Annotated in this window: 21 protein-coding genes and 1 tRNA gene; 15 read left to right on the forward strand and 7 right to left on the reverse strand. The window is 48.1% G+C overall.

Going from position 1 to position 21124, the window contains the following annotated elements:
- Positions 1-85 precede the first annotated feature (85 nt).
- The 8 genes from GC128_RS00595 (at position 86) to GC128_RS00630 (ending at position 10810) form a co-directional block, all read left to right on the forward strand.
- The gene (locus GC128_RS00595; protein WP_151992668.1) at positions 86-1270 is read left to right on the forward strand and encodes an OmpP1/FadL family transporter; all 1185 of its coding nucleotides are present in this window, start codon (positions 86-88) and stop codon (positions 1268-1270) included.
- Between the two features lie 90 nt (positions 1271-1360).
- On the forward strand, positions 1361-2311 hold the full coding sequence (locus GC128_RS00600) for a hypothetical protein (protein WP_151992669.1): 951 nt from the start codon (positions 1361-1363) through the stop codon (positions 2309-2311).
- Positions 2312-2570: 259 nt separating this feature from the next.
- Positions 2571-4202 carry an ATP-binding protein gene (locus tag GC128_RS00605; protein WP_151992670.1) on the forward strand — a complete coding sequence of 544 codons (1632 nt, stop codon included), beginning with the start codon at positions 2571-2573 and terminating at the stop codon, positions 4200-4202.
- Between the two features lie 13 nt (positions 4203-4215).
- A complete protein-coding gene (locus GC128_RS00610; protein ID WP_151992671.1) occupies positions 4216-4911 on the forward strand; it encodes a response regulator in 696 nt (231 codons plus the stop codon).
- Between the two features lie 232 nt (positions 4912-5143).
- Complete coding sequence (locus GC128_RS00615; protein ID WP_151992672.1) at positions 5144-6232, forward strand: ABC transporter substrate-binding protein; 1089 nt, start codon at positions 5144-5146, stop codon at positions 6230-6232.
- Between the two features lie 144 nt (positions 6233-6376).
- Positions 6377-8146, forward strand: a complete 1770-nt coding sequence (locus GC128_RS00620) for an ABC transporter permease (protein WP_151992673.1) — start codon at positions 6377-6379, stop codon at positions 8144-8146.
- Positions 8139-9209: an ABC transporter ATP-binding protein gene (locus GC128_RS00625; RefSeq protein ID WP_151992674.1), complete on the forward strand. Its 1071-nt coding sequence runs from the start codon at positions 8139-8141 to the stop codon at positions 9207-9209. Before GC128_RS00620 ends, GC128_RS00625 begins: the two co-directional genes overlap by 8 nt.
- Before the next feature lie 308 nt (positions 9210-9517).
- A complete protein-coding gene (locus GC128_RS00630) occupies positions 9518-10810 on the forward strand; it encodes an HD-GYP domain-containing protein (protein WP_151992675.1) in 1293 nt (430 codons plus the stop codon).
- A 112-nt stretch (positions 10811-10922) separates the two neighbouring features.
- Here GC128_RS00630 and GC128_RS00635 read toward each other — a convergent pair whose 3' ends face one another.
- The 4 genes from GC128_RS00635 to GC128_RS00645 all read right to left on the reverse strand — a co-directional run bounded on the left by GC128_RS00635 (position 10923) and on the right by GC128_RS00645 (position 13363).
- Positions 10923-11231: a transporter substrate-binding domain-containing protein gene (locus tag GC128_RS00635; RefSeq protein ID WP_267901616.1), complete on the reverse strand. Its 309-nt coding sequence runs from the start codon at positions 11229-11231 to the stop codon at positions 10923-10925.
- The gene (locus tag GC128_RS23265) at positions 11206-11346 is read right to left on the reverse strand and encodes a hypothetical protein (RefSeq protein ID WP_407643431.1); all 141 of its coding nucleotides are present in this window, start codon (positions 11344-11346) and stop codon (positions 11206-11208) included. Before GC128_RS23265 ends, GC128_RS00635 begins: the two co-directional genes overlap by 26 nt.
- A 138-nt stretch (positions 11347-11484) precedes the next feature.
- Positions 11485-11572, reverse strand: a tRNA-Ser gene (locus GC128_RS00640).
- Positions 11573-11734: 162 nt separating this feature from the next.
- A complete protein-coding gene (locus tag GC128_RS00645) occupies positions 11735-13363 on the reverse strand; it encodes an ABC transporter substrate-binding protein (protein ID WP_151992676.1) in 1629 nt (542 codons plus the stop codon).
- A 226-nt stretch (positions 13364-13589) separates the two neighbouring features.
- Here GC128_RS00645 and yccA point away from each other — a divergent pair, with 226 nt between their 5' ends.
- Together yccA and tusE are read left to right on the forward strand one after the other, a co-directional pair.
- Complete coding sequence (yccA, locus tag GC128_RS00650; protein ID WP_034456301.1) at positions 13590-14249, forward strand: FtsH protease modulator YccA; 660 nt, start codon at positions 13590-13592, stop codon at positions 14247-14249.
- 107 nt (positions 14250-14356) lie between these two features.
- The gene (gene tusE / locus GC128_RS00655) at positions 14357-14686 is read left to right on the forward strand and encodes a sulfurtransferase TusE (protein ID WP_064517637.1); all 330 of its coding nucleotides are present in this window, start codon (positions 14357-14359) and stop codon (positions 14684-14686) included.
- Here tusE and yccX read toward each other — a convergent pair.
- Complete coding sequence (gene yccX / locus GC128_RS00660) at positions 14683-14964, reverse strand: acylphosphatase (protein ID WP_151992677.1); 282 nt, start codon at positions 14962-14964, stop codon at positions 14683-14685. The genes tusE and yccX overlap by 4 nt on opposite strands.
- A gap of 90 nt (positions 14965-15054) precedes the next feature.
- Between yccX and rlmI the strand changes: the two genes are divergently transcribed.
- On the forward strand, positions 15055-16245 hold the full coding sequence (rlmI, locus tag GC128_RS00665) for a 23S rRNA (cytosine(1962)-C(5))-methyltransferase RlmI (protein WP_151992678.1): 1191 nt from the start codon (positions 15055-15057) through the stop codon (positions 16243-16245).
- Between the two features lie 60 nt (positions 16246-16305).
- On the forward strand, positions 16306-16623 hold the full coding sequence (gene hspQ, locus GC128_RS00670) for a heat shock protein HspQ (RefSeq protein WP_034456306.1): 318 nt from the start codon (positions 16306-16308) through the stop codon (positions 16621-16623).
- A gap of 28 nt (positions 16624-16651) precedes the next feature.
- Here the strand turns inward: hspQ and GC128_RS00675 are convergent, their stop codons facing one another.
- The gene (locus GC128_RS00675; RefSeq protein WP_064517615.1) at positions 16652-17065 is read right to left on the reverse strand and encodes a CoA-binding protein; all 414 of its coding nucleotides are present in this window, start codon (positions 17063-17065) and stop codon (positions 16652-16654) included.
- 187 nt (positions 17066-17252) lie between these two features.
- Here GC128_RS00675 and csgI point away from each other — a divergent pair, with 187 nt between their 5' ends.
- On the forward strand, positions 17253-17918 hold the full coding sequence (gene csgI, locus GC128_RS00680; RefSeq protein WP_151992679.1) for a curli synthesis inhibitor: 666 nt from the start codon (positions 17253-17255) through the stop codon (positions 17916-17918).
- 95 nt (positions 17919-18013) lie between these two features.
- Positions 18014-18472 carry a methylglyoxal synthase gene (mgsA, locus tag GC128_RS00685; protein ID WP_064517611.1) on the forward strand — a complete coding sequence of 153 codons (459 nt, stop codon included), beginning with the start codon at positions 18014-18016 and terminating at the stop codon, positions 18470-18472.
- Here the strand turns inward: mgsA and helD are convergent, their stop codons facing one another.
- Entirely contained in the window at positions 18473-20527 is a 2055-nt protein-coding gene (gene helD, locus GC128_RS00690) for a DNA helicase IV (protein ID WP_151992680.1), read from the reverse strand.
- A gap of 131 nt (positions 20528-20658) precedes the next feature.
- On the opposite strand from helD, the gene GC128_RS00695 reads away from it, so the two are divergent.
- Entirely contained in the window at positions 20659-21105 is a 447-nt protein-coding gene (locus tag GC128_RS00695) for a YccF domain-containing protein (protein ID WP_034456313.1), read from the forward strand.
- The last annotated feature ends 19 nt before the right edge of the window (positions 21106-21124 follow it).

Consider the following 21124-nt stretch of genomic DNA (forward strand, 5'->3'; position numbering starts at 1 on the left):
TCCCAAGTACCTTGCCAATTCTAACAACGGCAATACTTACCCTCCCGTATGCGCAAGCTATCAGCAAAAGTAAGGCTGCAGGCACATGAAAAAAATCGCCGTAATATTCTCTGGGTTGTTCTTTTCAACATTTTCACACGCAAGTGCACTCTACTTTTATGAAATCGGTACGGAAGATACGGCGCTAGCCGGAGCCGGTCAGGCCGCTCGTGCGCAGGATGCGTCAACGATTGTGACCAACCCGGCGGGGATGACTCGCCTGCCGGATCATATGTTCACCGGTGGCCTGCAAGCATTAGGTGGCGACATAGACTATCAGTTAGATAATTCAGCACAGCGCAGCCCTGGCAACGTGATGAATGTGATGCCAAATGCCAGTAGTTTTTACAGCCAAAAAATTAATGACGACCTCTACGCGGGGATCGGGCTTTATGGTAACTACGGGCTAGGGATCGATTTCGGCAATTGGGCAGGCGAGCGCCTTGTCAAGAAAAGCACATTGATGGCGATGACTCTTAGCCCTTCTCTGGCTTATAAGCTCAGCGATCGCGTCTCTATCGGGGCTTCTGCCAATATTAACTACGGTTTCCTGTCATTAACCCGTGATGTCGATGGCGTTGATGACAAACAAAAAGATCATGACTGGGCGATGAGTTACCGTCTTGGCCTGTTGATGCAGTTGACCGACCAGACTCGGGCAGGCGTCACCTGGAACAGTCAAACCGAATACGATTTTAATATAGACGGCAAGGCTCGCTTGCCGAACTTACCAAACGTGCAATATGACCTGCCGATTACCGCCCAGGTAAATGCGCCACAGCAGATAATGTTGGGCCTGGTGCATGACATTAATAAACAGTGGTCAGTGATGGGTGACTTCGGTTGGCAGGACTGGAGTGAGTTTGGTGCACCGCAAATTACTGTGGTCGGCCAGCAGGTGGATAAAAGCAGCCGTATGAAAGATACCTGGCATACCGCGCTTGGTGTGCAGTATCGACCGACGGAACAATGGCGTCTGAATGCCGGGGTCGCATTTGATAGCACGCCGTACAACGATCAAAGCGATGTGGCAATGACCATACCAACCGGTGATGAATGGCGCTTTGGTACTGGTGCGCAATACCAGATTACGCCAGCGAGTAATATTGGTTTTGCTGTCGAATACCTGCATATGCAGTCTTCAAAAGTCCAGTCACCCGAGATCCTCCAGGGGAGTTATGACCACCCTTATCTCTGGTTTACCAGTGTCAATTACAGCTATCAGTTCTAAACTTTAAAGCTGGGTCTGTTAGCAGGACTTTTATGTTTGCTTACGTCTGCCTGTTACGTCGTCAAGACCATTGGAGGCCACAAGTCACTTATGACTGTCCCGTTACCTGGCGCTCACATCCTGCTGGCAGCACTGCTGTTCAGCCCGGTTTGTTTTGCATTAGACGGCAATCGTCTTAAGCAGCGCGCAGATGCGGTTCTCACTCTAATGAGCTACACCGTTGTGCCCGACATTACCGCCAGCGATCTTAATATTGGCAGCGGTAACAATGAGAGCCATGAACTTTCCATCACCCAATTTGGTGGTGGCGCAACACTCAGTGAATCCTTTCCCCTCTATCTTGAAGGAACGATGAGCTACAGCCGTTATGACCCGCAATTTATCCTGACCAACGGTGAAGAAAGCCGCAAGATCCCAACAAAATGGAACAGCGTTACCGCAAGCGGTGGTATTGGCTGGGATTTTCATCTGTATACCGATAAACGAGGGGGAAATCTGGTGCTGCGCCCTATTGCCAATGTCATGTTGGGCACCATGGTGAGTGATTTGCGAGTTGGCACTTACGTGCTGGAACAGCGTAGAGATAGTGATTTTGATTTTCTTGATGGTGGGCGACTCAATGCTTATGGCCTGGGAGGCTCTGTGATGCTCGACTACGAGCTATTTTCCAGGCCCCAGGACATCGATATTGAATTGCGCTATTCCGGAATGAGCCTGCAAACCTTCGGTAATACCTCAAGTGCCGTCAAAGGGCACGCCAGCACGGAAAACCTCGGGCTTTATCTGCGTCGCCGGGCACCGTTATTTGACTGGAAGTTGCTTAAAAGCCCGGTTCGCTATGTGCTCGAAGGGGCACATACTGAATATCTTGGCGATCAACGCGGCCAACTCGGCTTTAATAGTCTCTCATCTGTGGGGCTGGGTTTTGAACTTGATAGCAGTAAGTATGATGTTTTTATTACCCGAACTCGCGTGGTGGCTCGCTACATGTTCGGTAATAACACCACGGGTTATGGTATCGGCCTGGCTATGAGTTTCTGACTACCAGCAATTGTAAAATCCCCTGAATAGCCTCTCGCAATTAATATCGCAAACTAAGGTTTTTATAAGGTTGATCCTGTCTGATTAATAAAAAATAAAAGACGGGAGTTCATATGGCTATTAACCCTGATTTATATGTGAGAATTAATGATTATTTCTCTGGCGACTTCACAACTCACCTCTTGCCAGAGTACAACCGTGTTTTTTGCATGATACGCTTCCCAAGTCAGTTTTCGTTATTTTCCCTACGGCAGGTTATATGAAGCGTAGATTACCTTTTCAGGTAAAACTCTTTTTATCTCTGGTGATCTTTTCGTGCCTGCTATTGGCTTTGCTGGGCGTGATGTTGTTCCACTTTATGGACCGGCAAATACAACACGATCTGGGTCAACGTGCACGTGTTCAGGCCAGTGAAATCGCACTGATACCGGGGCTGGCGGAAATGGTAGCAACCCGTGACATGACGGCAATTGCCCGTTTAATCCAGCCATTACGTAAACAAAGTGACGCCAGTTACATTGTGATAGGCGATGTCCGCGAACAGCATCTTTACCACTCTGAATCCCCGGAACGCATTAACCTGCCAATGATTGGTGGAGATAACGCCGAAGTTTTGCAGGGCAAAACGATTATTTCTATGCGTAAAGGTGGCATCGGTGTTTCATTACGTAGCAAAGCGCCAATCTTTAACGCTAAAAACCAAGTGATTGGTATTGTCTCTGTTGGTTATCTCACTTCATATATCGCCAATATTAATGCCAACCGGCTCTGGCAAGCGGGTTTATATGGCCTGCTGTTATTGATTCTGCTGTTTATTTTTTCATGGGTATTCACCCGCAATGTCAAAAAACAAATGTTCTGGCTGGAGCCAAAGGATATTGCTCTGCTAGTGCTCCAACAAAAAGCGTTGCTCGAAGCGATGTATGAAGGTGTATTTGCCGTTAACGCGCAGAAGCAGCTGATATTAATTAACCGTGCCGCGCGCGAGTTGCTGGATATTCGCCAGCCCGAAAATGAACTACTCGGCAAACCATTGGATGAAATATTACAAACACCACCCACATTTTTTAATCAACATGGCGTGACAGAAAATAACAGCCATCACGATCAAATAACCGTGCTGAATCAACGGCAGGTAATTGTAAACCGTGTACCGATTGAACTCGAACCAGGGGCGGAAAGCGGCTGGGTTTTTAGCTTCCGCGACAAAAACGATATGAACACTCTCAGCAGCCAATTAAGCCAGGTGAAGCGCTACGCAGATAACCTGCGCATCATGCGCCACGAACAATTGAACTGGACTGCAACACTCGCCGGTTTGTTGCAGATGCAGCGTTATGACGATGCGATGCGCTATATCCAGGCGCAATCCGAGGGGGCACAGAATGTGCTGGATTTTGTCTCAGCACGTTTCACCTCCCCTGCCCTTTGTGGCCTGTTATTGGGGAAATACGTCAGTGCGCGCGAAAAAGGTATTGAGCTTACATTTGACCCGGCCTGCCAGTTAACCCGAATTCCCGCGACAGTTGGTGAAACCGAACTCATGTCGGTGATCGGCAATTTACTCGATAACGCTGTGGACGCTACGTTGAAAGCCTCAACACATTCAGCGCCTGTGGAACTCTATATTTCAGACAGGAATCAGGAACTGGTGATTGAAGTAGCCGACCAGGGTTGCGGTGTGGATGACGAACTAAAACCCCACCTTTTTGAGCAAGGCGTCACCACTAAACCGTCAAGCATTCATGAGATGGCAGGCTCAGAACATGGCATCGGTCTATATCTGGTTGCCAGTTACGTCCATCAGGCACACGGCAGTATCGAAATCACAGACAATACGCCGCAAGGTACAATATTTTCTGTTTTTATCCCCTTTCCGGTAAGTGTTTGAGCAGGGTAATACCATGAATAACAGCAACTCATTTGATGTCGTCATCGTGGAAGATGAACCCCATCTTGCCGGTTTGCATCGCGATTTTATCGAGCAAAATTTTCATCTGCGCGTCGTGGGAATTGCCGCGACACTCGAGCAGGCGCGCTCCCTGCTTGAGTTACATCAGCCACGACTGATATTGCTCGACAACTTTTTGCCGGATGGCCAGGGGGTGGATTTAATCGACAGCCCGCAACTTAAGAGCTTCGACTGTTCGGTGATTTTCATTACTGCTGCCAGCGATATGCAAACTTGCAGCCAGGCGATGCGCAGTGGCGCGTTTGACTACATCATTAAGCCCGTCTCATTTCACCGCTTGCGCAGTTCGCTGGAGCGCTTTATGCAACTGGTCAAAACGTTGCGTCATGTAAAGACAGTTGATCAGAATGCGCTGGACCGATTGTATAACCTACCCGCGATCAATGCGGCCTCAGCCCCATCCACGAAAGGAATTGAGCCAAATACGCTGGAGAAAGTTCAACGCATTTTTACCAGCAGACCTGATATCAGTTGGTCGGTAGAACAGGTGGTAGAGGAAGTCGGGATAAGCAAAACCACCGGGCGCCGTTATCTGGAGTATTGCGTGGAGATGGGTATTATCGGCGTCGAGATGCAATACGGAAATATCGGCCATCCGCGACGTCTGTATCGCAAAATTGGGGGATAACACCTGCGTTTTCTCCCACCTTCAACGGTGGGTAAATGCATATTTTTGTAGCGCGAATCAGCGTAGCGTCATCCGATATAGCTGCACGTTTTCGCGGTTTTAATGGTGTTAATTGCCTAAAAAAAGCCCCGAATCACAATTCGGAAAGTTAAAAAACTCCCCCCATTGTCTGTCAAACCCCATGCGCTATGTTGACCATTAGTTACTCAAATACAGCTAAAGGTTAATAATAATGTTAAATAAAATACATCTCTCTGTAATCACTACCGCTGTACTGATGTCTTGCTCCGCAATGTCTGCACTTCCTCAAGGCTACCCGGCTGACTACCAAAAAGTCGTCGATGCTGCGACTAAAGAAGGCAAAGTGGTCATCTATTCAACCACCGATACCAAAGCCGCTGGCCCGCTAATTCAGGGGTTTGAGACTACATACCCAGGTATTAAAGTTGAATATAACGATATGAACAGTACCGAACTGTATAACCGTTATATCAGCGAACAAGCGGCGGGTGGCACCAGCGGCGATGTGGTCTGGAGTTCCTCAATGGACACCGCGCTGAAACTGGCTGTCGACTACGCGCAGGAATATAAATCCCCTGAGCAAGGTCAGTTGCCAAAATGGGCTGTGTGGAAAGACAAAGCCTACGGCACAACTTACGAGCCGGTCGTGTTTATCTATAACAAACGTTTGATTCCGGCGAATGAAGTGCCAGATTCCCACACCGCGCTGGCAAAACTTATCGCCAGCCAGCCTGATAAATTCAGCAAAAAAGTCACCACTTACGACATTGAGAAATCCGGTCTCGGCTTCATGCTTTCTGTACAGGATTTCAGAGCTGACCCGAATTATTTCAAAACTCTGGCTGATATCGCTAAAGGCGGCCTGTCTGTGCAGTCGTCCACCGGCACCATGATGGAGAGGGTCTCATCAGGTGAAAACCTGATCGGCTTTAACATTCTGGGTTCCTACGCAGAAGCTCGCGCCAAAACCGATCCGTCTCTGGGGATTTCCTATCCGAAGGATTACACCCTGGTGCTGTCGCGCGTGTCGTTTATCAGTCAGCAAGCGCAAAACAGCAATGCCGCGAAACTGTGGTTGGACTACGTGCTGTCTGAAAAAGGGCAAAGCATCCTGGCCAATCAGGCCGACATCCCATCCATCCGCAACGATATCGAAGGCAAAAATGATATCGACGGCATGACGAAAATGTTAGGCAATGCACTCAAGCCAATCCCTGTGGATGAAACACTACTGGAATATCTGCAGCAGAAAAAACGTCTGGATTACATCAAACAGTGGCGTGCTGCCGCGGCTAAATAAATTTCCCCTACGTGATTCACGCTACAGGCTGCACTCGCTCACCCGAATCACTTACTCGAGTAAGCTCATCGGGATTTTCTCGATTGCCGCATGCCTGTAGCGCGAATGACTTGGGTAAATCAGTCGTTGAAAAAAGGAAGTCGTATGAGTGCATTGCTAAGAAAATGGCAGAGCTTGCCACGCGGCATTGTGGTGTTAATAACAGCGCTGGTTATCTACATACCACTGTCGTTCATCGTGATACAAAGTTTCCTCTCTGCACCGTTCTTTTCGCCCTCAAAAGAGTGGAGCCTTGAATCTTTTGGCTTCATCTTTACCGACCCTGATTTCTACAGGGCACTGAAAAGCGGATTTATTCTGGCTATCGGCCTTGTGGTTATTGCCATCCCACTGGGTGGAATTCTGGCATTCCTGATGGTGCGCACCGATTTGCCAGGCAGACGTTTGATTGAACCGCTGATCCTGGTGCCTATTTTTGTTTCGCCGATGGTTCTGGGGTTTGGCTATGTGGTCGCTGCCGGGCCGGTAGGTTTCTTCTCGCTGTGGGCCCAATCCATTCTTGGTTTCGTGCCGTGGAATATCTACGACATGTCGAGCATTGTGGTAATCGCCGGGCTAACGCATGTTCCGCACGCATATCTCTATATTTCTTCAGCGCTGCGCAGCGTGGGGTCTGATGTCGAAGAGGCTGCACGTATAGCCGGTGCCTCGCCGTTACAGGTAATGAGTGCCGTCAGTCTGCCGATGGTGCGCCCTTCTATTCTGTACGCCACCGTCTTGCTGTTCTTCCTTGGGCTGGAAGTGTTCGGCCTGATGCTGGTGCTGGGCGATCCGGAAGGCAACATGGTGTTGGCCACTTATCTGTATCAGTTGACCAATAAACTCGGCACACCTTCCTATCACCTGATGGCCGCGGTTGCCGTGGTGCTGATTTGTATCACCATTCCGCTGGTGATGTTGCAACGTCGCCTGATGCGTACCGCCAACCGCTTTGTAACGGTGAAAGGCAAAGCATCACAGGCACGCGCATTACCGCTGGGGAAATGGCGCTGGGTAGCCGGTGCGGTAGTGGCATTCTGGCTAACAGTGACTATCGGTGTACCGCTAATTGGCGTGATGCTGCGCGCGTTTATTTCTAACTGGGGCGTAGGCGTATCCATCTGGGATGAACTGTCGCTTCAAACTTTCCGCACTATCTGGGAGCAGCCGAACCTGCTGCGCGCCATTGTTAACTCGATGGCGATTGGTGTTATTGGTGGCGCACTGGCTGTTGCCTGTTATTTGTTTATCGGTATCGCTATGCACCGCAAACCGGACAACATCACGCGTTTCCTCGACTACAGCGTGCTGGTGCCACGCGCGGTTCCAGGGCTACTGGCGGGTCTGGCATTCCTGTGGGTATTCCTGTTCCTGCCGATGTGGCTCGACAATGCACTCAAATCTGGCTGGCTTTCCGGAATGCCGTGGTCGCAGTGGTTGCGCGATAACCTGGTGGTATGGCTGCGTTCGTTGCGCAGTACTATTTTCAGCGTCTGGCTGGCTTATACCGTCGTATGGATGGCGTACGGTCTGCGGCTGATTTCCTCAACGTTGCTGCAAGTCGGGCCTGAACTGGAAGAAGCTGCGCGCAGCACCGGTGCGACTCGCGGGCAAATCACTCGCCACGTCACTATTCCGTTATCGCGCTACGGCCTGATTGGATCATGGTTGCTGATGTTCCTGATTTTTGAGCGCGAATATTCAACCGGCGTGTACCTACTTGCACCAGGTACAGAAACCATCGGCTCAATGCTGGTTTCCCTGTGGGCCGCCGGAGCCATTGATATTGTTGCCGCTCTCTCATTTATTAACATCCTGCTGGTGGTGGTAGGTCTGGGGATTGCCCTTCGTTTTGGAGTCAAACTGCATGATTGAATTAACGGTCGAGAACCTGCACTTAACCTACGGTGACAACCCGGTATTAAAGGGTGTTTCCATGAATCTGAAACGTGGCGAAGTCGTCTCTTTGCTCGGGCCATCAGGCAGCGGCAAAACCACATTATTACGCGCCGTCGCCGGGCTGGAAAAACCCACCCAGGGCACGATTACCATCGGGAAAAACAAAGTTTACGACGGCACACCGCGTAGCGAGATCCCTGCCGAAGAGCGCAACCTTGGGCTGGTATTCCAGTCTTACGCACTGTGGCCGCACAAAACCGTATTCGAAAACGTGGCCTACCCGCTGAAGCTGCGCAAAGTCGCTGCCGCTGAAATCACTCAGCGCGTACAAGACGTGCTGAACCAACTTGGCCTTGGGCATCTGGGTAAACGCCATCCACATCAACTCTCTGGTGGTCAGCAACAGCGTGTAGCGATTGGCCGAGCGCTGGTTTACAACCCGCCGGTGATTCTGCTTGATGAGCCACTATCAAACCTTGATGCCAAATTGCGTGAAGAAGCCCGTGTATTCCTGCGCGAGTTGATTATCAAACTGGGATTGTCAGCCCTAATGGTCACGCACGATCAGAATGAGGCGATGGCGATATCTGACCGAATTTTGTTGCTCAATAACGGCAAAATCGAACAGCAAGGCACTCCACAGGAAATGTACGGCTCACCAAAGACCCTCTTTACCGCAGAATTTATGGGTAGTAACAACCGTCTGCACGGCAAAGTCACCGAGGTGCGTAACGGAAAAGCGCGTATCGAAGGCAAAGGCTGGACGTTGTGGGGACAAGCTGGGGAAGGTGTGCAAAGTGGTCAGGAAGCGACGGCGGTTATCCGCGTGGAACGCGTAATGCTGGTTGACGGCCCTGGCGAAAACCAACTTGAACTCCCGTTGCTGACCAGCATGTATCTTGGCGATCGCTGGGAATATTTGTTCCGTACCTCGGGCGATGATTTTGTCATTCGCGCCTATGGCACCAGCCTTCGCGATCCCCAGCATTGCCATCTGGCATTACCTGAGGAACATGTCTGGATTTTCCCTAAATCCTGATGCTTGCAGGGAGCAGTGATTCGCTGCTCCCCGCACTAATTAGTTCTATATGAATAAATTTTGCAAATCACTAACGTATCAAAATTATCCCTCACGCTTATATATCATCAGCAACTTACGCATTGCTTTTCATTTCGTTATTGGTTTAAATCACCACGCAACAATCTAAAGCCGCGACTAATTTATATTTTTCATGACGAATACCAAATATTTTGTCAAAAAAATGTGAAGACAATTAACAATAAAATGCTTTAGGTAAACACATCATTACTTAATGAAACTTGTCTATATAAAATAAAACATCGTTAATGGAAGAGATATTTATTTTATATATCGATAAGTATTTCTTTTTGTGTGCAACAGGAATAAATGTGGAAATAAATCTCTTTCAGGTTTTATCAACGATTGCATTAGCGATCGAAACCAGTGCGCCTGAATTGAATGGTCATCATAAACGGACGGCGTTCATCGCGAATGAGTTGGCGGCTGAGCTCAAGCTAGTGCCTAAATACCGCGAAGATGTTTTTATTTCTGCATTGCTGCATGATATTGGTGGTCTGGTAAAAAAAGATTATTTAATCGCCATCGACGATCAAGAACCTTATAGTCACGCACATGCAACCTATGGTGCTTCCATTTTTAAGATGGTGCCGTTATTGGCGGATAAAGCATCAATCATCCTCCATCACCATAGGAAATGGGGTTATGGGCAGGGTGAATACCAGGATGATGAGCGTATTCCCTTCGCCAGTCATATCATCTACCTGGCTGACCGCATCGATATTCAATATCTTAAATTAAGAAATAGTGGGCATGAGTCGCCAGCTGAACGCTGCGTTGAATTGATAAAAGATGAAGTAGAAACACGTTTTCATCCACTCGTATTAGAAGCGTTTCTTCGCCTGGCAAATAAAACTTATTTTTGGCTGGCATTAACCAGACCATTGCCATTACATCTCTTGAGAATGTACTCACCCATAGCTGATAAAACAATCAGCCTCGATGAGTTAATGGATTTTGGGCTACTACTTAATACCATTATTGATATGCACTGTAACTTCACTTGCCGCCACTCATTACACGTAGGAATTGTCGCCAGATTTCTTGCTGAGAAATGCCACTATTCTGAAGTTGAGTGTAAGAAAATTGAATTGGCAGGCTATCTGCATGATATCGGGAAACTGGCTATTCCGATGAGTTTACTGCACAAAGAAGGCAAACTTGATGATGCAGATATCGCGATATTAAAAAGTCATAGTTATCATACCTTTGAGCTACTTTCATCCATCGACGCTATCACTGATATCGCGCGCTGGGCAGCACTTCATCATGAGAAACCTAATGGCTATGGTTATCCATTTAGTCTGGCTGGTGATGAGATTGGGCAAGAGTGTCGGATAATTTCGGTTGCCGATGTGTTTGTGGCACTGACTGAAAACCGCCCTTATCGCACTGCAATGCCTGCGAAGAGAGTGAGCGAAATCCTTCATCAGGAAGCCGAAAATAACTCGCTTGATAGCGAACTGGTTAATATTTTGCTGGAACACCGACAAGAGGTGATGACTCTTACTGATAATATGGATTTGGAACAATTGTATTGATAGAGTAAATAGCGCCCATACTGTTAATTACCAGATATCCAGCTATCTTAAATATGGGCGCAAGTAATATTACTTCTGTAATTACAGCTTAACTCTAAATTGCATATATATCTTATCGATTCAATATTTCCTGCGGAATTGGTTCGCCATGATACTTTTCGTATATAGCATTTAACTTTCCATTTTTAATATTGGTTTCAATCCACTCATTAAGTTTTTCTTTTAACTCAGGCTGGTTTTTTTGCAGCCCAATCGCCAAATCAAAAACGGTCAGCGTCATCTTTGGTTCAAAATTCAGTTTTGGATTCTGTTTTTTTATGTGATTAACGAGAGTCGCTGGAGTTGCAACGGCGTAAGCCTGCCCGCTGACGACTGCGGTAACTAAAGTTGCATCGTCATCGTAGCGCTGAACGGTTAGCATCTTTGCTTAGCATTGAGTCCTGCGCCGCGATGACTGCACGTAATCCTGCATACGCTCTGGTGAAATCTATGACTTCTGCTCGCTGAGGCGTGACTGACAGCGTCGATATAACAATATCCTCTGTACCCTTAGTTTAAAAAACACTTGTACCTGGACTGGTGGGTGGCGCGTTGATGATGAAGGGGTAAGCCTGGAGTGATAAACGACAGAAACGAAAAAGCCCCAGCTTATTTCTAAGCTGGGGCTAAAATGTTGGTGGAAGCGTAGAGATTCGAACTCTAGAACCCTTTCGGATCGCCGGTTTTCAAGACCGGTGCCTTCAACCACTCGGCCACGCTTCCAACGAGGCGAACTATAAACATCCCCATACTTCATGTAAAGCACGATTTTGTTCGTTCGCCTGATTAATCACCAATTCGGTATTGTTTGGGTAAAACTTCAACAATTTGATTGGTTTAATAGCAGATTTTACAGCAACTTTATCGTTGGTGCTGCCGCCAGCATCAGTGTTTTTTGATGTACATATCCCTAGTAAAGTACTGACCGAGATTGTTTGGCGCGTATCCGCCAACAAAAGGTTTCACTAATTGGGCTAAAACATAATGGTAGACCGGAATGGCTGGTACATCTTTCGCCAGCAGGTCTTCGGCTTGTTGGTAGAACTTGCCGCGATCTGCAACATTATCTGCCTTAGCCGCATTATTCAGCGCCTCATCGTAAGCCGCATTACTATACTTTGAGTTATTCTCGCTATTACCGGTACGGAAGGTATTTAGGAAGGTGGAGGCATCGTCGTAATCAGCAACCCACGCATATCGCACGACGTCAAAAGTCCCGTTGTGCATGGTATCAAGCATAGTTTTCCATTCCTGATTTTGCAGCTTCGCTTCAACACCCAGATTTTTGCTCCACATCGAGCTGACCGCAATGGCTATACGCTTATGGTTTTCAGAGGTGTTGTAGAGCAAATTAAAGCTCAATGGATGAGAAGCATTGAATCCCGCCTCTTCAAGCAGTTTTTTGGCTTCGGCAACGCGTTTCTCATGGGTCCAGCTTGCGTACTCAGGGGATTTTATCTCCACACCGCCAATTTTCTTCTGGCTAACCACCCATGCTGGGATTTGCCCCTGTCCTAATACTCTTTCGGCAATAATGTCTTTATCGAGCGCCATGTTCAGTGCCCGACGTACACGCGGATCATTGAAAGGCGCTTTGGTAGTGTTGAACTCGTAATAGTATGTCGCCAGTTTCGGCGTAACGTGAACCTGGTCAGGAATGGATTTTTTTAAAGAGCCGAACTGTGTTTGCGACAAAGTATAAACAATGTCTATCTCTCCCGCTTTATAGCGATTGATATCCGCAGTTTCAGATGCGATCGGCAAATAAGTCACTTTATTGATGACTGTGTGGCTGTCGTCCCAGTACTGCTTGTTACGCAAGCCAATAACTTTCTCGTTCACCACCCATTGTGAAAGTGTATATGCACCGCTACTAACGAAATTACCCGGCTGCGTCCATTTATCACCAAATTTCTCAACTACCGTTTTATCAATTGCTACTAAAGACGGGTGCGCCAGCATGGCGAGGAAAGCAGCCGTCGGTTGTGTCAAAGTAATTTGTAGCGTGTTGGCATCGAGCGCTTTAACACCGAGCGTATCAGGAGCTTGTTTTCCAAGTGCTATATCCGCAGCATTCGCGATATGCATACCACCGAGATAGCTGGCATATGGGGAGGCTGTTTTGGGGTCAGCCAGGCGTTGCCAGCTCCAGACTACATCTTCGGCAGTAATCGGCTCACCGTTGGACCATTTAAGGCCAGGGCGAAGATGGAACGTCCAGACGGTGTTATCTTTCTCTTCCCATTTTTCAGCAAGCCTTGGTTCAATCGAACCATCGTTACGCACGACCACCAGCCCATCAAAGAAGTCACTAATAAGATTGAACTCAACATCACTTTCGACTTTATGAGGATCAAGCGAGGCTGGCTCGCTGCCGTTGTTACGAACTAATTCCTGTTTTGCGGCCAACTCTGTTCCTGCTGGCACATTGGCAGCCCAGGCTCCAGAAATTGCACAAGCTACGCCAAGAGCGACAAACGATCTGATAATTGTGATGTGGTTATTTGCTTTCATTAAACACGCCTTATTTGAGTTATTAACGACGGTACGGTTAACACTCTTAGCATCGGAAATGATTAAAGCAATAATTTTCAGCCACATATAAGTGAGTTTTATGACAGATATCGAATCTGTGAATTAAATCAGAGCAAGGTAAAGATGGGTAAAAGGGCTTCCTTGCAATAAAGGAGGCTATTATTCTCAGTCACCATATACACCTGTAATAAGAGAGAGTTTCTGAATGGATCGCATAATTACTTCCTCGCGTGACCGTTCGTCACTGCTAAGTACCCACAAGGTACTGCGTAATACCTATTTCTTGCTCAGCCTGACGCTGGCGTTCTCTGCGATTACCGCAACCGCAAGCACCGTGTTGATGCTGCCATCTCCAGGTCTGATTCTGACGCTGGTTGGTATGTATGGTCTGATGTTTTTAACTTACCGCCTGGCTGATAAACCGACGGGTATCCTTGCTGCCTTCGCGTTCACCGGGTTCCTGGGGTATATCCTAGGCCCAATGCTTAACTCCTACATCTCTGCCGGTATGGGTGATGTGATTGGTATGGCATTAGGTGGCACGGCGCTGGTGTTCTTTAGCTGCTCCGCTTATGTGCTGACCACCAAAAAAGACATGTCCTTCCTCGGCGGTATGCTGATGGCAGGCGTAGTCGTGGTGTTGGTGGGTATGGTTGCGAACATCTTCCTGCAACTGCCTGCTCTGCACCTGGCAATCAGCGCGGTATTTATTCTGATCTCTTCTGGCGCGATTTTGTTTGAGACCAGCAATATCATCCGCGGCGGTGAAACTAACTACATCCGCGCAACGGTGAGCTTGTACGTTTCTCTGTACAACATCTTTATCAGCCTGTTGAGCATCCTGGGCTTCGCAAGCCGCGACTAATCGCTGCTTGTTCCCCATCCAAAGCCTCGCTATCGCGGGGCTTTGTTTTTTCTGACACGCCAAAATTTGCTACACTGCCGCCAGTTTGTCTGGAGCAAAGAATAATTATGTTGATGTTTGAAGGCCGAGAAATAGAAACAGATGCCGATGGTTATCTGAAAAATAGCCAGGAGTGGAGTGAACCGCTTGCCGAAGCTATTGCCGCCAATGAAGGTATTACCCTTGCAGTTGAACACTGGGAAGTAGTGAGATTCGTGCGCGAGTTTTACCTCGAATTTAATACCTCCCCGGCGATTCGCATGTTGGTTAAAGCGATGGCTAACAAATTTGGCGAAGAGAAAGGCAATAGCCGCTATCTGTACCGTTTGTTTCCAAAAGGGCCGGCTAAGCAGGCAACCAAAATTGCAGGCCTGCCAAAGCCGGTGAAGTGCATTTAGTAGCGAATACTGAAATCGGTGCATTGGCGATCGGGTTGATGCGGCTCAGTCAGCACTTTATCGACCCGAGCGCTGCGTGGCCCTCCCGCTTTTAGCCACGCGATAAGTTTATCAACCTGCAGCTCTTCGCCGCAGGCTAAAACCTCAACGCTACCATCATCCATATTACGGGCATAACCGGTTAACCCCAGTTTTAACCCTTCACGCTGGGTGCTGTAGCGGAACCCAACCCCCTGAACCAGGCCGTGGACCCAGGCAAGTGTGCATACTGTGGCCATAACTTCCTCCGTTTCGGGTTCTTGCGTTGCATTTAGCCGGTCTAACCCGGAAAATGGCGCCAAATTCTTAGCAAGAAAGCATAGCAAATTATGAGTGTACGTTTAGTGTTAACCAAAGGGCGCGAAAAATCGTTATTGCGCCGTCATCCGTGGGTGTTTTCTGGTGCTGTTGCACGCATGGAAGGCAAAGCCAATCTCGGTGAAACAATTGATGTCGTGGACAGCAATGGCAAATGGCTGGCACGCGCCGCTTATTCACCATCTTCGCAAATCCGTGCGCGCGTCTGGACTTTCGATGCGAATGAAAGCATCGACATCGATTTCTTCACTCGTCGTTTGCAGCAGGCACAGGTGTGGCGTGAATGGCTCGCGGCTCGTGACGGGCTGGATAGTTATCGTCTGATTGCTGGCGAGTCTGATGGTTTGCCAGGCGTGACGATTGACCGCTTCGGCAACTTCCTTGTGCTGCAATTACTTTCCGCTGGCGCTGAATATCAACGCCCTGCGCTGGTTGCTGCTTTGCAAAATCTCTATCCAGAATGCGCTATTTACGATCGTTCCGATGTTGCGGTTCGTAAGAAAGAAGGAATGGAATTGACGCAAGGCCCGATCAGCGGTGAACTGCCACCTGATTTGTTGCCAATCGAAGAACACGGCATGAAGTTGCTGGTCGATATTAAAGGCGGCCATAAAACGGGTTACTACCTTGACCAGCGCGACAGCCGCTTTGCAACTCGCCAGTATGTGAAAGATAAGCGCGTGCTGAACTGCTTCTCTTACACCGGCGGTTTTGCGGTTTCCGCATTAATGGGTGGCTGCAGCCAGGTTGTCAGTGTTGATACATCCCAGGATGCATTAGATGTTGCGAAGCAAAACGTTGAGCTGAACAAACTCGACCTGAGCAAAGCTGATTTCGTGCGTGATGATGTATTCAAACTGCTGCGCAAATACCGCGATCGGGGTGAGAAGTTCGACGTTATCATTATGGACCCACCAAAATTCGTCGAGAATAAGAACCAACTGATGGGTGCCTGCCGTGGTTACAAAGATATCAATATGTTGGCAATTCAGCTGTTGAATCCGGGTGGCATTCTGATGACGTTCTCATGTTCTGGTTTAATGACGACAGATTTATTCCAGAAAATCATCGCTGATGCCGCCGTAGATGCCGGGCGTGATGTACAATTTATAGAGCAGTTCCGCCAGGCCGCAGATCACCCTGTGATCGCCACCTACCCGGAAGGGCTGTATCTGAAAGGGTTTGCCTGTCGCATCATGTAACTTGAATTACAAAAACTTGCCCGCACATTAATGGCAGGTAATGTTTCTCAGGAGGTGACTATGATTGCCAGCAAATTCGGCATAGGCCAGCAAGTACGACACTCTTTGTTGGGTTATCTGGGGGTAGTGGTCGATATCGACCCGGAATACTCTCTGGATGAACCTGCAGAAGATGAACTGGCCGACAACGATGCCCTCCGTAGTGCGCCCTGGTATCATGTAGTGATGGAAGATGATGATGGCCAGGCTGTGCACACCTATCTTGCTGAAGCCCAGTTAAGTGGGGAGTCACAAGACGAGCATCCCGAACAACCGTCGATGGATGAATTGGCGGCTTCGATACGGCAGCAACTTCAGGCACCTCGCTTACGTAATTAGCAAAAACCCCGCAATCGCGGGGTTTTTATTATTTAGCCAGACCTAGTCTTGGTATTTCAATCGCCGGACATTTATCCATCACCACGTTTAAACCGGCATCTTGCGCAAGGACAGCAGCTTGCTCATTAATCACGCCTAACTGCATCCATAACGTTTTGGCGCCAATGGCTATCGCTTCGCGTGCCACTTCCCATGCTGCTTCCGAATTTCTGAACACGTCGACCATATCAACTTTCTTAGGTATTTCTGCAAGTGAGCCATAACCCTGCTGCCCTAACAGGGTTTTACCCGCCACTTTTGGGGACACCGGGATCACTTCATATCCTTGATCGAGCAAATACGCCATCACCCGATAGCTTGGGCGATCTGGCTTATCACTGGCACCGACCAGCGCAATGGTTCGGGTATCTTTTAGAATAGTTTCGATATCAGCCTGTTTCATCACTCTCTCCGCTGGGACTCAGTAATCAAAAGTGTATGTCATCCGTTACTGACTCACCATCTTTCCCATACGCAGGTAGTAGAGCAATTATTGAGAATATGTCTATATGTTAATGAACCGTCCATATGAAAAACTTTGAAACATTCAGTAAGGGATGGTCCTATTTACCCTCAGGCAGGAGAAATTGATGAGAACCGTGTTCTTAATCGCACTATGTTGGATCCTTCTTTTGCCTGGTGAATCGAGGGCGACAACCCTGCGTCTGTCCACAGAGATTGACTTGCTGGTACTGGATGGGAAAAAAGTTTCCAGTTCTTTGCTAAGAGGTGCTGATAGCATTGAGTTGGACAACGGTCCGCATCAGCTAGTATTTCGTGTAGAAAAAAATATCAGAACCAACACGCGAGAACAGCGCCTTTATATTTCCCCACCTTTAGTGGTGAGTTTCAATACCAAAGAAGTCAGCCAGGTAAATTTCAATATCCCACGGATTGAAAATGATAAAGACAGCGATGAATTTGACCTGGCACCTCATCTTCAGTTGCTCGATGGTGATGCTGGAGTCATCCCATCGAAAGTGGATATTTTGCCGGTTAAAAACGCATCACAGGGAATCGACTACGAGCGGGATACTCAGGTCTACAACAAATCGGGGAAAACGGCAGCGGTAAAAGGATTTGCCACGATGATGGCAGACGACAGCGAACTACTCTCGAAAACATCTGAACTCGACGCTCCGCCTCGTCAATCCGATACGTTAATCGAGCAGCGCCTCAGATATTGGTTTCTACAAGCAGATAAACCTACCCGAGACCGTTTCTTGCAATGGGTAAAAGATAATCCAACGCAATAATTGACTTCCAAATCCCGCATTTTTGACACCCTTCTCTTGCAGCATCAGTGGCTTCCAGTAAGCTGTAGCCAATATAAATCAATCAGGATTAACCAATGGAATTAACGACCCGCACCCTGGGGGAAAAAAAACATATTGCGCTGGTTGCGCATGACCACTGTAAAGATGCCTTATTGAAATGGGTTGAGCGCCATAAAGTTAATCTTTCACATCACGTATTGTACGCGACCGGCACCACCGGAAATCTCATCCAGCGTGGCAGCGGTCTTGATGTCAACGCTATGCTTAGCGGCCCGATGGGTGGCGATCAGCAAGTCGGTGCTTTGATTTCCGAAGGGAAAATTGATGTGCTGATTTTCTTCTGGGACCCGCTTAATGCAGTTCCACACGATCCTGACGTTAAAGCATTGCTACGTCTGGCAACTGTGTGGAACATACCTGTTGCAACTAACTTATCAACCGCCGATTTTATTATTCAGTCACCGGGTTTTAATCAGGCAGTTGAAATTTTAATCCCCGATTACGCACGTTATCTGGCAGAACGACTGAAGTAATTACGGTCGGTTTGCTGCGGGCACGCCAAGATGTTTCAGGATATCGACAAAACTGGACGGTTCCTGTTTGTTGAATAAAAGCCAGACTCGATGACGGGCCCGCGTCATCGCCACATACAATAATCGCCTTTCTTCAGCATCAGGATAATCTTCCGGCTGCGGCAATAATGCCTTTTCCATTACCGATTCTCGTGCTACAGCCGGGAAACCATCTTTACCCTGCTGTAAGCCCAACACCACAACGTAGTCAGCCTGCTGCCCTTTACTGGCATGAATAGTCATAAAATCAATGGTGAGCTTTGGCCAGCGTGTTGCTGCCTTTTCCAGAATCGCCGGGCGTAAATGATGGTAACGGGCCAGAACCAGAATGCGCTGCTGCGGATTCACATATCCGCTCATCTTATCCAGCAGTGCTTCGAACTGGTCATCAGCCAATAACGTGACGGATTTTTTATCACCTTTAGATAGACTGTTTAATGGCTTAGCCAACTGATGCGGATTTTGCTGTACGAACAGATTCGCTATTTCACCTATGCGATCGTTGAAGCGATAAGTGGTATCTAACGCGCACTGGTCTGCATCGCCAAAATGGTGAGCAAAAGCGGTGGTCAGCGACATTTCTGCACCACTGAATCGATAAATTGCCTGCCAGTCATCACCCACCGCATATAGCGAAGTATGCGAGTTTTGTTTTCTGAGTGCCGCCAGCAGTGCTGCACGCTGCGGCGAGATGTCCTGAAATTCATCCACTAAAATATGCTTCCACGGGCTAATAAACCGCCCCTTTTCCAGCACATTAATTGCCTGATGAATTAAGCCCGAAAAATCGACTGCTTCTTCAGCTTTCAGCGCAGTTTTCCAACTTTTCAGTAACGGGGCCATTAGCTTGACGCGTTTGGCAAAGAGATCGCGGATATCCTCAGGCGCTGCAGCAATCATTTCTGCCTGCGAACCACCATGCATACGCATTAACCCCAACCACCGATCTAACCGACTTGCCAGACGTTTAGCTAAACGTTCATCTTTCCAGTATTCACCTTCCGGCACTTCCCATTGCAGCTCATCTCGCAACCACTCACGCCAACCTTTAGCCTGCGCTTTTTTCTCACGACACTGCTGTTGCCAGCTTTCAATTAGCAATTGGTGGCGTGCCGTAGTATCGGATTCCAGCTCGCTAACACGCGGCACTTTTTTGCTTCCTTGCTGAATGATATGCAATGCAAGAGCATGAAACGTACGCGCGGAGATAGCATCGGTATTCAAGCGTTCAGCAATCCGCTGATCCATCTCCTGCGCAGCTTTGCGCCCAAATGCCAGCAGCAGGATTTGTTCTTCACTGGCTTCGCCGCGTTGTAATAGCCAACCGGCACGTGCAACAAGAACGGAGGTTTTGCCACTCCCCGCCCCCGCGAGCACTAATAGCGAATCTTCGCCATTGACGACGGCACGAGCCTGAGAAGGATTCAGAGGAGAACTTTCTATGTGCTGGAAAAAGTCAGCATACTTTTCCAGCATGTGATTGGTAAAAGCGGTATTGCGTTGATGGCGGCGCGTATCACCTTGTTCAAGCCAGGCTTTACAATGAAACCAAAGTTCGCGGCAATTTTCGAATTCATCAAGCCGTGCTAATGGCAGCGGTAGTGCTGAAAACGCAGCGCGAACATTTTGCTGTAACGCCTGCATATCACTGCGTTTGAACCATTTCTCTTGCTGAATCCTGCGCGTTATTTCGGCATATTGCTGTTGTAGCACCTGAGCTGCCACTTCGCTCATTTCAGTGCTCCAGTTCTGCCAGAGTTCGTTCAGGTGATGATAAAAGTGCTGCGTTTCACTCCATTCCGTACCATGCAAACGCACGACTTTATCATCGGGCAAGACAAATTCCAGCTCGCCCCAAACCAGACCACGCTTGCAATTAATTGCGATTAACTGATTGAATGGAATAAGGTATTCATGACGATCGCCCTTTACCTCGACACCCGCAGTCAGTAATCTCACCCGATTGTAGGGATGTTGTGCTAAATGTTTGCCAAGGGAGGTCGCTTTCAATTCCATTACGCTTTGCCTGATCCAAAAAATGGTTGTGGTTAAGTTTACCCGTCGAAGGAATGACGCTCCAGAGTAAAAACGCGTTACAATTGCTGTGGTTATTCATTTATCTACATTCATACCAACAAAGAGTGATTATGCGTACAGTCCTTAATGTATTGAACTTTGTACTGGGTGGTTTCCTCACCACTCTCTCTTGGTTGCTGGCCACTCTCGTCAGTATCATTTTTATTTTCACTCTCCCGCTGACTCGTTCCTGCTGGGAGATAACTAAACTCTCGTTCGTTCCGTATGGCAATGAAGCGGTTCATGTTGATGAGCTCAACCCGCAGGGTAAAAGCGCCATCCTGAACACCGGCGGCACGCTGCTAAACATTCTCTGGCTAGTATTTTTCGGCTGGTGGCTATGTGTGCTGCACATTTGTACCGGGATTGCACAGTGCATCACTATTATCGGTATTCCTGTAGGAATCGCTAACTTCAAGATAGCAGCGATTGCACTTTGGCCAGTGGGTCGCCGTGTCGTTTCTGTAGAAACGGCACAGGCTGCACGTGAAGCTAATGCACGACGTCGTTTCCAGTAAATTTGACAAGAATAGTGAG

This window comes from Buttiauxella massiliensis (assembly GCF_902500225.1).
In the GTDB taxonomy this organism is placed as follows: domain Bacteria; phylum Pseudomonadota; class Gammaproteobacteria; order Enterobacterales; family Enterobacteriaceae; genus Buttiauxella; species Buttiauxella massiliensis.

Excerpts from the sequence above, each read along its gene's own strand:
- GC128_RS00595 (WP_151992668.1), top strand. The coding sequence starts at position 86 with ATGAAAAAAATCGCCGTAATATTCTCTGGGTTGTTCTTTTCAACATTT.
- GC128_RS00600 (WP_151992669.1), top strand. The coding sequence starts at position 1,361 with ATGACTGTCCCGTTACCTGGCGCTCACATCCTGCTGGCAGCACTGCTG.
- GC128_RS00605 (WP_151992670.1), top strand. The coding sequence starts at position 2,571 with ATGAAGCGTAGATTACCTTTTCAGGTAAAACTCTTTTTATCTCTGGTG.
- GC128_RS00610 (WP_151992671.1), top strand. The coding sequence starts at position 4,216 with ATGAATAACAGCAACTCATTTGATGTCGTCATCGTGGAAGATGAACCC.
- GC128_RS00615 (WP_151992672.1), top strand. The coding sequence starts at position 5,144 with ATGTTAAATAAAATACATCTCTCTGTAATCACTACCGCTGTACTGATG.
- GC128_RS00620 (WP_151992673.1), top strand. The coding sequence starts at position 6,377 with ATGAGTGCATTGCTAAGAAAATGGCAGAGCTTGCCACGCGGCATTGTG.
- GC128_RS00625 (WP_151992674.1), top strand. The coding sequence starts at position 8,139 with ATGATTGAATTAACGGTCGAGAACCTGCACTTAACCTACGGTGACAAC.
- GC128_RS00630 (WP_151992675.1), top strand. The coding sequence starts at position 9,518 with ATGGAAGAGATATTTATTTTATATATCGATAAGTATTTCTTTTTGTGT.
- GC128_RS00635 (WP_267901616.1), bottom strand. The coding sequence starts at position 11,231 with ATGCTAACCGTTCAGCGCTACGATGACGATGCAACTTTAGTTACCGCA.
- GC128_RS00645 (WP_151992676.1), bottom strand. The coding sequence starts at position 13,363 with ATGAAAGCAAATAACCACATCACAATTATCAGATCGTTTGTCGCTCTT.
- yccA (WP_034456301.1), top strand. The coding sequence starts at position 13,590 with ATGGATCGCATAATTACTTCCTCGCGTGACCGTTCGTCACTGCTAAGT.
- tusE (WP_064517637.1), top strand. The coding sequence starts at position 14,357 with ATGTTGATGTTTGAAGGCCGAGAAATAGAAACAGATGCCGATGGTTAT.
- yccX (WP_151992677.1), bottom strand. The coding sequence starts at position 14,964 with ATGGCCACAGTATGCACACTTGCCTGGGTCCACGGCCTGGTTCAGGGG.
- rlmI (WP_151992678.1), top strand. The coding sequence starts at position 15,055 with ATGAGTGTACGTTTAGTGTTAACCAAAGGGCGCGAAAAATCGTTATTG.
- hspQ (WP_034456306.1), top strand. The coding sequence starts at position 16,306 with ATGATTGCCAGCAAATTCGGCATAGGCCAGCAAGTACGACACTCTTTG.
- GC128_RS00675 (WP_064517615.1), bottom strand. The coding sequence starts at position 17,065 with ATGAAACAGGCTGATATCGAAACTATTCTAAAAGATACCCGAACCATT.
- csgI (WP_151992679.1), top strand. The coding sequence starts at position 17,253 with ATGAGAACCGTGTTCTTAATCGCACTATGTTGGATCCTTCTTTTGCCT.
- mgsA (WP_064517611.1), top strand. The coding sequence starts at position 18,014 with ATGGAATTAACGACCCGCACCCTGGGGGAAAAAAAACATATTGCGCTG.
- helD (WP_151992680.1), bottom strand. The coding sequence starts at position 20,527 with ATGGAATTGAAAGCGACCTCCCTTGGCAAACATTTAGCACAACATCCC.
- GC128_RS00695 (WP_034456313.1), top strand. The coding sequence starts at position 20,659 with ATGCGTACAGTCCTTAATGTATTGAACTTTGTACTGGGTGGTTTCCTC.